This is a genomic window from Nonomuraea sp. WAC 01424, assembly GCF_003947315.1.
GTDB classification, from domain to species: domain Bacteria; phylum Actinomycetota; class Actinomycetes; order Streptosporangiales; family Streptosporangiaceae; genus Nonomuraea; species Nonomuraea spiralis.
The window spans coordinates 155,769-167,886 of sequence record NZ_QHHZ01000012.1; the positions used below are offsets into that span (position 1 = coordinate 155,769).

Annotated in this window: 15 protein-coding genes; 7 read left to right on the forward strand and 8 right to left on the reverse strand. The window is 71.7% G+C overall.

Annotated elements, in window-relative coordinates:
• Positions 1-55 precede the first annotated feature (55 nt).
• On the forward strand, positions 56-1,453 hold the full coding sequence (locus DMB42_RS31395) for an MFS transporter (RefSeq protein WP_125639704.1): 1,398 nt from the start codon (positions 56-58) through the stop codon (positions 1,451-1,453).
• On the opposite strand, the gene DMB42_RS31400 is transcribed toward DMB42_RS31395, so the two are convergent.
• From DMB42_RS31400 to DMB42_RS31410, 3 genes are read right to left on the reverse strand one after another with little or no spacing between them, the layout of a single operon-like run.
• Positions 1,407-1,874: a pyridoxamine 5'-phosphate oxidase family protein gene (locus DMB42_RS31400; protein WP_125639707.1), complete on the reverse strand. Its 468-nt coding sequence runs from the start codon at positions 1,872-1,874 to the stop codon at positions 1,407-1,409. The genes DMB42_RS31395 and DMB42_RS31400 overlap by 47 nt on opposite strands.
• Before the next feature lie 29 nt (positions 1,875-1,903).
• Complete coding sequence (locus DMB42_RS31405) at positions 1,904-2,302, reverse strand: ester cyclase (protein WP_125639710.1); 399 nt, start codon at positions 2,300-2,302, stop codon at positions 1,904-1,906.
• A 28-nt stretch (positions 2,303-2,330) separates the two neighbouring features.
• Positions 2,331-2,801: a hypothetical protein gene (locus DMB42_RS31410; RefSeq protein ID WP_125639713.1), complete on the reverse strand. Its 471-nt coding sequence runs from the start codon at positions 2,799-2,801 to the stop codon at positions 2,331-2,333.
• Positions 2,802-2,918: 117 nt separating this feature from the next.
• Between DMB42_RS31410 and DMB42_RS31415 the strand changes: the two genes are divergently transcribed.
• Complete coding sequence (locus DMB42_RS31415) at positions 2,919-4,124, forward strand: amidohydrolase (protein WP_125639716.1); 1,206 nt, start codon at positions 2,919-2,921, stop codon at positions 4,122-4,124.
• A 76-nt stretch (positions 4,125-4,200) separates the two neighbouring features.
• Positions 4,201-5,286, forward strand: coding sequence for a PrsW family intramembrane metalloprotease (locus DMB42_RS31420; RefSeq protein ID WP_125639719.1), 1,086 nt, complete (start codon positions 4,201-4,203; stop codon positions 5,284-5,286).
• 1 nt (position 5,287) lies between these two features.
• Here DMB42_RS31420 and DMB42_RS31425 read toward each other — a convergent pair whose 3' ends face one another.
• Positions 5,288-6,631 carry an MFS transporter gene (locus DMB42_RS31425; protein ID WP_125639722.1) on the reverse strand — a complete coding sequence of 448 codons (1,344 nt, stop codon included), beginning with the start codon at positions 6,629-6,631 and terminating at the stop codon, positions 5,288-5,290.
• Between the two features lie 45 nt (positions 6,632-6,676).
• On the opposite strand from DMB42_RS31425, the gene DMB42_RS31430 reads away from it, so the two are divergent.
• Together DMB42_RS31430 and DMB42_RS31435 are read left to right on the forward strand one after the other, a co-directional pair.
• The gene (locus DMB42_RS31430) at positions 6,677-7,195 is read left to right on the forward strand and encodes a helix-turn-helix domain-containing protein (protein ID WP_125639725.1); all 519 of its coding nucleotides are present in this window, start codon (positions 6,677-6,679) and stop codon (positions 7,193-7,195) included.
• 34 nt (positions 7,196-7,229) lie between these two features.
• Positions 7,230-7,850 (forward strand): pyridoxamine 5'-phosphate oxidase family protein, encoded by a 621-nt coding sequence (locus DMB42_RS31435; protein WP_125639728.1) that lies wholly within the window; start codon positions 7,230-7,232, stop codon positions 7,848-7,850.
• 92 nt (positions 7,851-7,942) lie between these two features.
• Here the strand turns inward: DMB42_RS31435 and DMB42_RS53500 are convergent, their stop codons facing one another.
• The 3 genes from DMB42_RS53500 to DMB42_RS31445 form a co-directional block, all read right to left on the reverse strand.
• Positions 7,943-8,116 carry a hypothetical protein gene (locus tag DMB42_RS53500; RefSeq protein ID WP_185844951.1) on the reverse strand — a complete coding sequence of 58 codons (174 nt, stop codon included), beginning with the start codon at positions 8,114-8,116 and terminating at the stop codon, positions 7,943-7,945.
• A gap of 370 nt (positions 8,117-8,486) precedes the next feature.
• The gene (locus DMB42_RS31440; protein WP_125639731.1) at positions 8,487-8,933 is read right to left on the reverse strand and encodes a carboxymuconolactone decarboxylase family protein; all 447 of its coding nucleotides are present in this window, start codon (positions 8,931-8,933) and stop codon (positions 8,487-8,489) included.
• Positions 8,934-9,022: 89 nt separating this feature from the next.
• Positions 9,023-9,475, reverse strand: coding sequence for a hypothetical protein (locus DMB42_RS31445; RefSeq protein ID WP_125639734.1), 453 nt, complete (start codon positions 9,473-9,475; stop codon positions 9,023-9,025).
• Positions 9,476-9,554: 79 nt separating this feature from the next.
• On the opposite strand from DMB42_RS31445, the gene DMB42_RS31450 reads away from it, so the two are divergent.
• Together DMB42_RS31450 and DMB42_RS31455 are read left to right on the forward strand one after the other, a co-directional pair.
• Positions 9,555-10,661, forward strand: coding sequence for an MFS transporter (locus tag DMB42_RS31450; RefSeq protein ID WP_125639737.1), 1,107 nt, complete (start codon positions 9,555-9,557; stop codon positions 10,659-10,661).
• Between the two features lie 81 nt (positions 10,662-10,742).
• Complete coding sequence (locus tag DMB42_RS31455; RefSeq protein ID WP_125639740.1) at positions 10,743-10,994, forward strand: hypothetical protein; 252 nt, start codon at positions 10,743-10,745, stop codon at positions 10,992-10,994.
• Positions 10,995-11,004: 10 nt separating this feature from the next.
• Here DMB42_RS31455 and DMB42_RS31460 read toward each other — a convergent pair whose 3' ends face one another.
• Positions 11,005-12,111: a DNA glycosylase AlkZ-like family protein gene (locus DMB42_RS31460; protein WP_125639743.1), complete on the reverse strand. Its 1,107-nt coding sequence runs from the start codon at positions 12,109-12,111 to the stop codon at positions 11,005-11,007.
• Positions 12,112-12,118 lie beyond the last annotated feature (7 nt).

Consider the following 12,118-nt stretch of genomic DNA (forward strand, 5'->3'; position numbering starts at 1 on the left):
ATAGTAAGCCCGTCCCACTGAACTTGCAAGAGCCCGGCTGATCTAGCCTGACAAGATGAGAGGGGTACTGCCGGTCCTGTTGTCGGCCTGGTTCATGGCCCAGTTCGACTTCTTCGTGGTCAACGTGGCCGCACCCGCCATCGAGCACGACCTGCGCGCCGGTCCGGCGGCCCTGGAGCTGATCGTGGCCGGGTACGCCTTCACGTACGCCGCGGGCATGATCACCGGCGGCCGGCTCGGCGACCGCTACGGCTACCGGCGCCTCTTCGTCTACGGCGTGGCCGGCTTCACCGTCGCCTCGGTGTTGTGCGGGCTCGCCCCGGGCGCGGCCTGGCTGGTGGCCGCCCGCCTGCTCCAGGGCCTGGCGGGCGCCGTCATGGTGCCCCAGGTGCTGGCCATGATCTCGGCCGTCTACCCGCCGGAGCGGCGCGGCCGCGCCATCGGCTGGTACGGCGCCGCCGGCGGCCTCGGCTCCATCGCCGGCCAGGTGCTCGGTGGCCTGCTGCTGACCGCTGACGTGTTCGGCCTCGGTTGGCGGGTCATCTTCCTGATCAACCTGCCGGTCGGCCTGGTCGTCGTGCCGCTGGCCCGATGGCTGCTGCCCGAGGCCGACCCGCGCGAGGCGGTCGGGTTCGACCTGCCGGGCGCGGCCGGCCTCGCCGCCGGGCTGGCGCTGCTGCTGGTGCCGCTCGGCCTGGGCAACAGCCTGGGCTGGCCCCCCTGGACGTGGGCCGCCATGGCGGCGAGCGTGCCGGTGCTCGCGCTGACCTGGCGGTGGCAGCGGGTGCTCGCGGCCCGCGGCGGGCAGCCGGTGCTCGACCTCTACCTGCTCAAGGTCCACTCCTACCTGGCGGGCGTCGGGGCGATCGTGGCGTTCATGGCCTACTTCGCCTCGTTCATGTTCACACTGACGTTGTTGTTGCAGGCCGGGCTCGGGCTCACCGCCTTCCAGGCAGGGCTGGCGTTCGCGCCGATGGGCGTGTTGTTCACCGTGACCTCGCTGCTGGGCACCCGCCTGGTCGGCCGGTACGGGCTCGTCGTCGTCATGATCGGCGGCCTGGTCACCGCCCTGGGGCTGGCGCTGCTGGTGGGCGGGGCCGGGCGCGGGCTGCCGTACATCATGGTCGCGCTCGTGCTCGTGGGGGCGGGCAACGGCCTGGTCCTGCCGCGGCTCATCGGCGCGGCGCTGGTGGAGGTCGCGCCGCACCAGGCCGGCGTGGGGTCGGGCGTGCTCAGTACGGCGCAGCAGTTCGCGGGCGCCGGAGGCGTGGCGGTGATCGGGGCGGTCTTCTTCGCGGTCGCCGAGGGTGGTCACCACGCGCGGGCCATGAGCTGGTCGGCCGCCATCGACCTGGGCCTGATCCTGCTCGTGGTCGCGATGGTGGCCTACAACCGGCGGCGCGCGATCAGGCAGGCGTCGGCAGGACACTCCCGTACAGACGTCTCACCCTGATGCGGACCACCAGCCGGCGGTCGGCGGCCGCGCGGTGCAGGAACGCCTGCTCGCCGCCGGCGCCACCGATGAACGGCTGCATGGCCAGCAGTTCCATCCCCACCTCGTCGCCCGGCCGGTCGCTCACGGGGGACAGCTCGGCCTCGCCCTCGGCGACGGCGTAGGACCAGAAGTTCTCGCCCGCGACGTAGAGCGCGCAGCGCGGGTCCTTGTGGAGCAGTCGCACGGTGGGCCGGTCGGCGACGGTCGAGATGCGCACCACCCGCTGCCGGGGGTCCCAGGTGTAGATCACCGTGGACAACCGCGGGTGGCCGCTGCCGCTGTTGGTGGCCAGGGCGCCGAAACGCTGGCCGCCGAGCAGCTCCGACAGCTCCTCCTCGGTCAGCTCGCGCGGCTGCGCCGCCGTTGCGTCCTGCGACATCCCTCGACCCCCGTCGTGATGCGAAGACGTCAGCCTATCCCGAGTTGTCGGGAGAAGGTCTGTGCGTCGGAGATCACCCAGTATTCGGAGAATCGTCCGTCCGTCGCGCGCAGGAGGTCGTGCCCGGCGAACGCGATCGTGCTGCCCGGCGGGGCACTCGCGCCGGGCAGGCCGCCCTGGTAGGCGCCCGAGAACGTCCACCGGGCGGCCACCATGTCGCCGTCGACGACCGGGCCCACGTCGAGCGTGAGCCGGACGTCGTCGAACGGCTCGTGGCCCTGCCGGATCGTCTCGGCCAGCTCGTCGGGGCCGTGCACGTCCCGGCCGGGCCAGTGGCCGACGAAATCGGGGGTGACCAGGTCGTGCGCGAGGGCGAGGTCGCCGTTCCACAGGTCGAGCAGCCAGCGCTCATAGAGTCGGGTCAGCATGTGGCCCGTCTACCCGCGAGGGACGCGCTCAGCCGCAGTTGCCCCAGGCGTTGCGGCCGCCGCCGGCGACGGCCGGGTCGTGGCCGATCGGCTTGATCGTGCCCCAGAACTTCACGCAGGTGCCCTTGGCCCAGTACTTGACCGGCCCGGCGTAGATGGAGAACCTGCCGCTGTCCGTACGGACGATCGGGTCCTGCTTCCCGTCCTGGCGCGGCTTGGCCATGACGGTGAGCGTGGCGCTCATCTGCGTCTTCGTGCCCACGAAGCTCGACTTGATGGTGACCACGCAGTTCTGTTCGGTGCCGCGGTTGTAGAGCAGGTAGACCGTGCCGTAACGGCGGCCGCTGGAGGTCTTGACGGGCTGCGTGCCGCCGGAGACGAGCCCGAAGCCGGAGCCGCAGATGCCTTGCGGGGTCCGTGCGGCCGTCGCGTTCGCCGGGGTCGCCACGGCACCGCTGAGGCAGAGTGCCGCCGTGAGAAGGATTGCCTTTGCCGGCATGCGCACCTGTATGTCCCTTTCGTTGGACCTTGACTGAAGATCTCGACAAGCATGCCCGAAACATGGTTATCGGTCCAGGCTTTAGGCCCAGAACCGAGGTGACTGTAAGTTGCCGCCATGACTCTTGCCATCACCCACGGATATGTCGTGCCCGTCGACGGCGACCCCATCGAGGACGCCACCGTCCTCGTCGCGGACGGAAAGATCGTCGCGGTGGGCAGGGACGTGGAGATCCCCGAGTCGGCGACCGTCGTGGACGCCGCGGGCGGCTGGGTGCTGCCCGGTTTCGTCGAGGCGCACGGCCACCTCGGCGTGTACGAGGAGGCCGAAGGCTGGGCCGGCGACGACACCAACGAGATGACCGACCCCAACGGCGCCCGGCTGCGCGCCCTCGACGCCATCAACCCGGCCGACCAGGGCTTCGCCGACGCGCTGTCCGGCGGCGTCACCACGGCGGTGATCAAGCCGGGGTCCGGCAACCCGATCGGCGGCCAGACGGTCGCGGTCAAGTGCTGGGGCAGGTCCGTCGACGAGATGCTGGTCAAGGAGCCGGTAAGCGTGAAGAGCGCGCTGGGGGAGAACCCCAAGCGCGTCTACGGGGACCAGAAGAAGCTGCCCTCCACGCGGCAGGGCGTGGCCGCGGTGATCCGCGACGCGCTCATGAAGGCGCAGGACTACAAGGCGAGGAAGGCCGCGGCCGAGCGTGAGGACAAGCCGTTCGACCGCGACGGCACGCTGGAGATCCTGGTCCGGGTGCTCGACGGCGAGCTGCCGTGGTGCCAGCACACCCACCGCGCCGACGACATCGCCACCGCGCTGCGCCTGGCCGCCGAGTTCGGCTACCGGGTGATCATCAACCACGGCACCGAGGGCCACCTGCTGGCCGACACGCTGGCCGAGCGGAACGTGCCCGTCATCATCGGCCCGCTGTTCACCAGCCGGTCGAAGGTCGAGCTGCGGCAGCGCGCCCTTCGCAACCCGGGCATCCTGGCGCGTGCCGGGGTCGAGCTGGCGATCACCACCGACCATCCCGTGGTGCCCATCCACTTCCTCGTCCACCAGGCCACCCTCGCCGTCAAGGAGGGGCTCGACCGGGACACCGCCCTGCGCTCGATCACCGTCAACCCGGCCCGCATCATGGGCATCGACGACCGGGTGGGCGCGCTGCGGCCCGGCCTCGACGGCGACGTGGTGATCTGCGGCGGCGACCCGCTCGACGTCATGAGCAGAGCACTGCGGGTGTTCGTCTCCGGGCGCGAGGTGTACTCGTACGTGGACGGGGAATCCGTCGTGGCCGACCCCTATTACCGCGAGTCACGGTGATGTAAGCGACTGTCAAGTGTGCGACGGCCGGGAACGCTCATAGTAGGTGCACCGAGTCGGAGAAAGGCGCCCCCCCATGACAGCACCGCAGCCCGCCAAGAGACCCAGCAAGGCCCTCCTGATCGGATTGGTGGTCTCGGGCGTCATCGCCCTCATCGTCCTGGGGCTCATGCTGCGCAAGGGCGGGCCGGTCGGGTTCGGGTTGTCGGCGCTGCTGGGCATCGCGCCGCTGCCGGTGCTGCTGGCGGCCGTGCTCTCGCTCGACCGGCTGGAGCCCGAGCCCAAGCTGCACCTCGCCTTCGCCTTCGCGTGGGGCGGCGGCGTGGCGATCGTGCTGGGCGTCGGGCTGACGCTGGCGGGCCAGGCGCTGTTCCTGCGGGCCGGCTACGGCACCCAGCTCGTCAACGACGTGGGCACGGTGTTCCTGGCCCCGGTGATCGAGGAGGCGCTCAAGGGCTCGGCGCTGCTGCTGCTCCTGCGCCGGAAACAGGAGATCGACGGCCTGACCGACGGCATCGTCTACGCCTCCATGGCGGGCCTCGGCTTCGCCGCCGTCGAGAACATCGGCTACTACCTGATCGCCTTCGGCCAGGACGGCACCGGCGCGGCGGTGCGGCTGTTCGTGCTCAGGGGGCTGATCGACCCGCTCGGCCATCCCATCTACACCTCGATGATCGGCCTCGGGGTCGCCTACGCGCTCACCCGCCGCACGCCCGCCAGGTTCGCCGCGATCCCGCTGGGCTACCTGGCCGCGGTCTTCCTGCACGGGCTCTGGAACGGCGCCGCCTCCACCCAGTCGCTGGCCTGGCTCGGCACGGCGTACCTGGTGATCATGGTGGCGCTCGTCCTGCTCATCGTCGTGACCGTGGCCGAACGCCGCCAGCTCATCTCCAAGATGGGCGTCTACCTGCCCGGTTACGCCCCGACGGGCCTGGTCGCCGAGGACGACCTGCGGATGCTGAGCACGCTCAAGGGCCGCAAGGAGGCCCGCAAGTGGGCCAGGGGCGCCGGGCTCGGCCGCGCGATGAGCGACTACCAGCAGGCGGCGACCGAGCTGACCATGCTGCACCTGCGGGCCGAACGGCAGGGCATGGAACCGGGCAGGTTCACGGACGAGCGCGACGCGCTGCTGAACTCGATGGCCCGGGCCAGACGCTGGTAGCTCACGGCCGGGTGAGCAGCGCGGCCAGCGCCGTGGCCGCCGCCAGCACGACGCAGCCCGCCACGGCGACCGTCGTCCCCACGTCCAGGCCGTACGCGCCGACGAGCGCGGCCACGCCGGCCGCGCCAAGCGAGGAGCCGACGTACCGGGCGGTGTTGTTGGCGCCCGAGCCCATGCTCACCCGGTGGGCCGGGACGCTCTCGATCGCCAGGTGGGTGATCGAGGAGTTGATCAGTCCGGAGCCCGCGCCGCTCACCAGCAGCCCGGCCGTGACCAGCGGCAGGTCCAGCGAGCCGCCCATGCCCAGCAGACCGGCGAACCCGAGCGCGGTCAGGCCGAGGCCGAGTGCCAGGCGGGCGGCGGTGCGCAGGCGTACGAGCCGGGACAGCAGCGACACCACGAACGACGTGCCCGACCACAGGCAGAACAGCAGGCCCGTCTGCAGCGGCGTCAGCCCGTGGGCGGCCTGCAGCACGGTCGGCAGGTAGCTGAGCAGGCCCACGACCGCCGCCCCGACGACCAGCGCCCCACCCGTGGCCACCAGGAACACCGGCCGCCGGAACAGCTCCAGGTCGAGCAGCGGCTCGGCCCGCCGGCGTTCCATCCACACGAACGCCGCCACCAGCGCCACCGCCAGCACGAACGCCCCGACCACGACCGGCCGTCCCCAGCCGGCGCGCCCCTCCGTCACGCCCGCGACCAGCGCCGCCACGCCCAGGCTGAGCAGCACCACACCCGGCACGTCGAACCGGCGGGGCGTGGGGGAGCGCGATTCGGCCAGCAGCCGCGCCGACGCCGCCGCGAGGGCGAGCGCGGCGCCCGACAACACCCAGTACACCGCCCGCCAGCTCGTCGCCGTGGCCAGTACGCCCGAGGCCAGCGGGCCGACGGCGGTGCCCAGGCCGATCATGGCGCCGTACAGGCCGGTGGCGCGCACCCGCTCGGCGCCCGAGGGGTAGGCGTGGCCGACGATGCCGAGGCTGGCGGCCAGGACGGCCGCGCTCGCCCCGCCCTGCGCCAGCCTGGCCAGCACGAACACCAGGACCGACGTGGCCACGCCGGCCGCCACCCCGGCGGCGGCCAGCACGGCCGACCCCCACACCAGCACCCGCCGCCGCCCGTGGTCGTCGGCCAGCCCGCCGGAGACCAGCAGCAGCGCCGACAACCCGAGCGAGATGCCGCCCAGCATCCACACCGGTCCCGTCGGCCCCGCGCCCAGGGACGCGGCGGTCTGCGGCAACGTCACCATCGGCACGGTGTAGTTCGTCAGCACCAGCAGCGGCGCCGCCGACGCCACGGCGAGCGTGCCCGGCCGCACCCGGGTCAGTTCGGTCATTGAACTCATTTGTGGACCGTAACACGGTTCGATGAATGAACTAACATGGGGTCCATGGCGCTCGGCAAGAACTACGAAGGCCAGGACTGCTCGCTGGCCAAGGCCCTGGAAGTGATCGGCGAACGGTGGACGCTCCTGGTGGTCCGCGACGCCATGTACGGCGTGCGCCGCTTCGGCGACTTCCTGGCCCACCTCGACATCCCCAGGGCCGTCCTGTCCCAGCGGCTCGGCGCGCTGGTCGAGGCCGGGGTCCTGGTCAGGAGCCGCTACCAGGACAACCCGCCCCGCGACGAGTACGTCCTGACCCCGATGGGCCGCGAGTTGTGGGTGCCGCTGCTGGCCATGTCCCAGTGGGGCGAACGCAACCTCGGCGGGGCCGGGCCGCGCCGCCTGTTCCACCACGCGACCTGCGGCGCCCGGCTCGACCCGGTGTCCCGGTGCCCGTCCTGCGGCGCGTACGTCGGGCTGGAGGAGATCGAGGTGCGCCCCGGCCCGGGCCTGGAGGGCAACCGGGACGATCCGGTCAGCGTGGTACTGCGGGGGCCCCGCCGCATGTTGACCCCGATCACCTGACAAAATCGGGCGGGAACCCCCGAGAGGAGATCAGATGAGCTGGGCGGAGATCGAGTCCGAGGACGAACTGCGGGAATTGCTGGGCGAGGTCATGCCAAGGGCCGTGACCAAGGAACGGGTCCGGCTGCACCCACGTGACCGCGACTGGCTCGCGGCCTCCCCGTTCTGCCTGATCGCCACCTCCGACGAGCAGGGCAATTGCGATGTCTCGCCCAAGGGCGACCCGGCCGGGTTCGTGCACGTCATCGACGACACCACGATCGCCATCCCCGACCGTCCGGGCAACCGCCGGGCCGACGGGTTCCTCAACGTGTTGAAGAACCCGCACGTGGGGCTGATCTTCGTGATCCCCGGCCGCAACGAGACCCTGCGCGTGAACGGCCGCGCCCGGCTCGTCCGCGAGGCGCCGTTCTTCGACGAGATGATCGTCAAGGGCCACCGGCCACGGCTCGCCCTGGTGGTGGAGATCGAGCAGATCTTCTTCCACTGTGCCAAGGCGTTCCTGCGCTCGCAGCTCTGGACGCCCGACTCCTGGAACCCCTCGGTCCTGCCCTCGCACGCCAAGCTGATCAAGGAGTTGCAGGTCGTGGAGGAGACGCTGGAGCAGTTGGAGGCGTACTACGGCGAGTCGTACGCCAAGAGGCTCTACGGCTGACCGTCCGGCGGGGGGAGGCCGGTCGGGAGCCTTCGGCGCGCGGGCCGGCTGTGTGCGGGCCGGCTGTGTGCGGGCCGGCTACAGGCGAGCCGCTACGCGGCGGGTGTCGGTCCGCCGGGGAAGCGGATGACGTTCCGGCCGCTGTAGGCCCGTAGGTCGACGACCTTGGGGTCGGCGGCCACGGACCTCCTCCGGTGGACGGCCGCGCGGATGTCGCGGATCTTGTGCCTGGCGATCTGCGGTGGTACCACCGCAAGCCTCTTCATGGTGAGCCCCCCGTGATGTTTCTGTTACCTCTGTGTCTATCGAGACACCCGTAAGTTCGGTGTAAAGGGTAACTAATAGGGCAATTTGCGCCCCGACGGGGTGCGCAGATCCGGCTCGGCCGACGGGTGCGGACGCCTTCTGGACGTCGACTTCAGGACTCTGACCCGCTTCATGGTCCTCCCCCTCCCAGCGCCGCGATCATGCATCGCGCCTGATGGCGGTTCGGCGGGTGGTGGCCACCCGCCTTGCGCGCCAACCTAACCGGGCCTGACAGGTGCGTTCAACGCATTTCCACGACTACGCCGCTTTCTGCGGCCATGCCGCTTCCACGGCGACGCCGCTTCTACGTACGACGCCCGCCGGGCCGCGTCAGGTCCTGGGGACCATGCGGGTGGCCACGCCGACCCGGTTCCAGGCGTTGATCATCGCGATCGACACGACGAGCGCGGCGAGCTGCCTGTCGTCGTAGTGCTCGGCCGCCTGCTGCCACACCTCGTCCGGCACGGCCTCGCCGCGGTCGGCCAGCCGGGTGGCGTCCTCGGTCAGCGCCAGCGCCGCCCGTTGGGCCGGGGTGAAGACCGTGGCCTCCCGCCAGGCCGCGACCGACCACAGCCGCTCGTCGCTCTCCCCGGCCTTCTTCATGTCGCTGCTGTGCGTGTGCACGCAGTAGCCGCAGCCGTTGATCTGGCTGGCACGCAGCTTGACCAGCTCGATCGTGGCGCCCGGCAGGTCGCTGTCGTGCATGTACTTCTCCACGGCCAGGAACCCCCGGTACGCCTCCGGGGCGAGCTTGGCGATGTCGATCCGCTGGGTCATGCGATCCTCCTAGGTGTCGGTTCCATGACACAGGACGAGACAGCCCGGCGGGTTGTGACAGCTCCGGAGAGAAGGACGGGATTTCCGGCTCAGCCCCCGCAGTTGCCCCAGGAGTTGCGGCCGCCCCACGCCTCGACCCGGCCGTCCGGGTCGCGCGTCCAGCCCGCGTACTTCACGCACTTCCAGCTTCCGTCGATGTGGCCGGTCTCGGCGTAGAAGCGGTAACGCTGCACGTCCTCGCTCCGGCCGCCGCCGCGGACCTCGATGGAGGCGCCGGTGACCGTACGGCTGCCGCGGTAGGCGGTCTTGATCGCGGCCACGCAGTTCTTGCCGGCGCGCTTGTCGTACATCAGGTAGACGTGCCCGAACACCGCACCCTCGCGCGTCTTCATCGCACGGTGGCCGTCCTGGACCCGGTGGTAGCCCGGACCGCAGACCTGCTCCGGCGACTCGGTGGCCGCGGAGGCGGCGGCGGCCGAGGCGGGGGTGGCGGCGATACCGGCGACGACCAGACCGGCCGCCATGACCGTTCGTGTCAGCACGATATTCCCTTCGACGGGGGATATTAAGGACGTCGTCGATCTTTACGGAGACTTAACCGTAATTCAAGGGGGTTGGTGAATGCCGCTCATCGCGGTGTCCGCCGTCTGGGCCGTGTTCTGGGGGGCGTGGTCGGCGTTGTTGCCGGCCGTGAAGCTGGAGCTCGGCGTCTCGGCGGCCGAGCTCGGCACGGCGCTGAGCGCCGTGCCGCTCGGAGCCCTGCCCGCGATGGTGCTGACCGGACGGCTGGCGCGCGGGCGCGAGCGCCGGGCCCTGACGGCCGCGACCGCGCTGTTCGGGCTGACCGTGGCGGGGCTCGCCGCGGTCACCGAGCTGTGGCAGCTCGCGGCCGGGCTGCTGCTGCTCGGCGCGGCCAGCGGCGCGCTCGACGTGACGCTGAACCTGACCACCGGCCGCGTCGAACGCGAGAGCGGGCGGCGGCTCTTCCAGCCGGTGCACGCGGCCTTCCCCGTCGCCGTCATCGTGGCCGCGCCGCTCGCCGGGCTGGCCCGGTCGCTGGGGATCGGCGTCGGGACCGTGCTCGTGGTGATCGCGCTGCTGGTGGTGGCGACGTCCCTGTCGCTGCCGGGCCTGGCGGTCGGACGCGGCCTGCCCGCCGCCTCCGGCGACCCCGGCGCGAGGCGCGCGCTGTGGGGGCTCGCGCTGCTGCTCGGGGCGCTGGCCGCGTGCGTGCTGGTGATCGAGAACGCGGTCGAGCAGTGGTCGGTGCTCCTGCTGGAGGACCACCGGGACGCCGCCCCCCTGACCGCCAGCCTCGCGCCCTCGGTCTACATGGCGGCGCTCACGGCCGGGCGACTGGCCGCCCAGGCGTTGCCCCGGGTGCCGCTGCGCGGGTTGTACCTGGTCGCGGGGGTGGGCGGCGCGGCCGGGATCGGCCTGGCCGGGAGGAGCAGGGGCGTGCCGATGACGTTGGCGGGCTTCGCCCTCACTGGGCTGACGCTCGGGCCATTGGTGCCGGCCCTGCTCAGCCGTTCGGCCGCCGACGACCCCACCGGGACGCTGGTGTGGGGCGTCTCCACGGTCTCCTACACCGGGTTCGTCATCAGCCCGCTGCTGGTGGCGGGCCTGGCCGGCCCGTTCGGGCTGCCCGCCGCGCTCGCCGCCCTCGGCCTTCTCGGGCTTCCGCTTATTGCGCGCTTTGCTGTGATCGATGGTGACTCGGCCTGAAAATGGCGGTTCGTTGGGGAAAGGACGCCACGGATCCGGGTATTGCCCGAATTGATTCGGACGTGTGAAGAGGGGATCACCATGGCCGTCTGCGAGAACTGCGGCAACGACTACGACATGGCGTTCGAGGTGCGCGCGCAGGGAGTCGTGCACACCTTCGACTGCTTCCAGTGCGCGATCGAGGCCATGGCGCCCATCTGCGAGCACTGCAGTACCAAGGTCATCGGGCACGGCGTGCAGTCGGGCGAACACTGGTACTGCTGCGCCCACTGCGCCCGCGAGGAGGGCAACAAGGGCATCGTCGACCGGGTGATGGCCACCACCACCGGCTGACCGGCTCCCGCTACGCCGCCGCCGGACCCAGCAGCAGGCGCATGCGGGTCAGGGCGCGGTCGAGCGCGTCCTGCGGCACCGGGGCGGCGAGGTCGAGGGTGATGGCGCCGTTCTTCGCCTCCCAGACACCGGCCACCCGCCCCTCGTGGACCACCACGGGGGAGATCCAGCCCGCCTGACGGCTCACCTTGGGCTTGAGCGACGGCGGGAGGAGCGGCGCGAGGGACCGCGGCGCCCCCAGGATGAACTGGTCGAAGCCCGGCAGCAGGTGGACGTCCGCCGAGGGACGGGCGGCGGCCAGGTCGTCGGCGTGCTCGGCCAGGGCAAGAAGGGTCGTGCCGTCGTCGGCCCTGACCTCCACCAGCTCCGGCGCGAGGGCCTTGACCCATCCCTTGAGCACCGCCTTTTTGGCCACCCCGCCGAACAGCCACGTGTCGAACATCTCCGGCGTGGCCGGCCCATGGGCCCCCAGGAACGCCCGCAACACCCGTACGCCCGCCTCCTCCTGCGGCGGGAGGGCCCCCGGCCAGCCAGGCACCCACGAACGCGGCGAGGTGAAGGTCACCTTGCCCTCGCGGGGCGGGCCGTAGCACAACTCGCCCAGGCGGCTCAGCGGCTTGAGCAGCGCCCCCCAGCCGGACGTCAGCGCCTCGCGCAGATGGGCCTCGCCGGTCAGCGCGACGACCTCGTCGACCAGCTCCTCCCGTGTCAGCGGCGCGCCCTTGAGCGCCTCGGGCACGGCCTCGATGACGGCCGCGATCTCGGCGGCGGTCACCCCGTGGCCGCGTTGCCAGGACCCCTTCTCCCAGGACCGCAGCGTGGCCAGCGCCGAGCACAGGCCGGCCAGCTCGTCGGCGGGCACCAGATGGAGGGTGCCGCCGCGCATCAGCCAGGTCTTCACCAGGGTGCGGTCGGTCCACAGGGCCCTGTCGATCTCGCCGGGGTCGGGCCGGGCGCTCCTGACCGCCACGGCGAGCTGGGCGGAGGAGGCGACCTGCGCCTGCACCCCGCACAACCGGCGGGCCACCGACACCACGTCGGGCCCGTCGGCGCCGGCCACGAACTGCCTGCGCAGCCGCCAGCCGAGGATCTGCGGCCAGGTGAGCTCCAGCATCATGCGTCCA

Bases quoted from the DNA above. Each gene is read 5' to 3' on its own strand.
- DMB42_RS31395 (WP_125639704.1), top strand. From the start codon at position 56: ATGAGAGGGGTACTGCCGGTCCTGTTGTCGGCCTGGTTCATGGCCCAG.
- DMB42_RS31400 (WP_125639707.1), bottom strand. From the start codon at position 1,874: ATGTCGCAGGACGCAACGGCGGCGCAGCCGCGCGAGCTGACCGAGGAG.
- DMB42_RS31405 (WP_125639710.1), bottom strand. From the start codon at position 2,302: ATGCTGACCCGACTCTATGAGCGCTGGCTGCTCGACCTGTGGAACGGC.
- DMB42_RS31410 (WP_125639713.1), bottom strand. From the start codon at position 2,801: ATGCCGGCAAAGGCAATCCTTCTCACGGCGGCACTCTGCCTCAGCGGT.
- DMB42_RS31415 (WP_125639716.1), top strand. From the start codon at position 2,919: ATGACTCTTGCCATCACCCACGGATATGTCGTGCCCGTCGACGGCGAC.
- DMB42_RS31420 (WP_125639719.1), top strand. From the start codon at position 4,201: ATGACAGCACCGCAGCCCGCCAAGAGACCCAGCAAGGCCCTCCTGATC.
- DMB42_RS31425 (WP_125639722.1), bottom strand. From the start codon at position 6,631: ATGAGTTCAATGACCGAACTGACCCGGGTGCGGCCGGGCACGCTCGCC.
- DMB42_RS31430 (WP_125639725.1), top strand. From the start codon at position 6,677: ATGGCGCTCGGCAAGAACTACGAAGGCCAGGACTGCTCGCTGGCCAAG.
- DMB42_RS31435 (WP_125639728.1), top strand. From the start codon at position 7,230: ATGAGCTGGGCGGAGATCGAGTCCGAGGACGAACTGCGGGAATTGCTG.
- DMB42_RS53500 (WP_185844951.1), bottom strand. From the start codon at position 8,116: ATGAAGAGGCTTGCGGTGGTACCACCGCAGATCGCCAGGCACAAGATC.
- DMB42_RS31440 (WP_125639731.1), bottom strand. From the start codon at position 8,933: ATGACCCAGCGGATCGACATCGCCAAGCTCGCCCCGGAGGCGTACCGG.
- DMB42_RS31450 (WP_125639737.1), top strand. From the start codon at position 9,555: ATGCCGCTCATCGCGGTGTCCGCCGTCTGGGCCGTGTTCTGGGGGGCG.
- DMB42_RS31455 (WP_125639740.1), top strand. From the start codon at position 10,743: ATGGCCGTCTGCGAGAACTGCGGCAACGACTACGACATGGCGTTCGAG.
- DMB42_RS31460 (WP_125639743.1), bottom strand. From the start codon at position 12,111: ATGATGCTGGAGCTCACCTGGCCGCAGATCCTCGGCTGGCGGCTGCGC.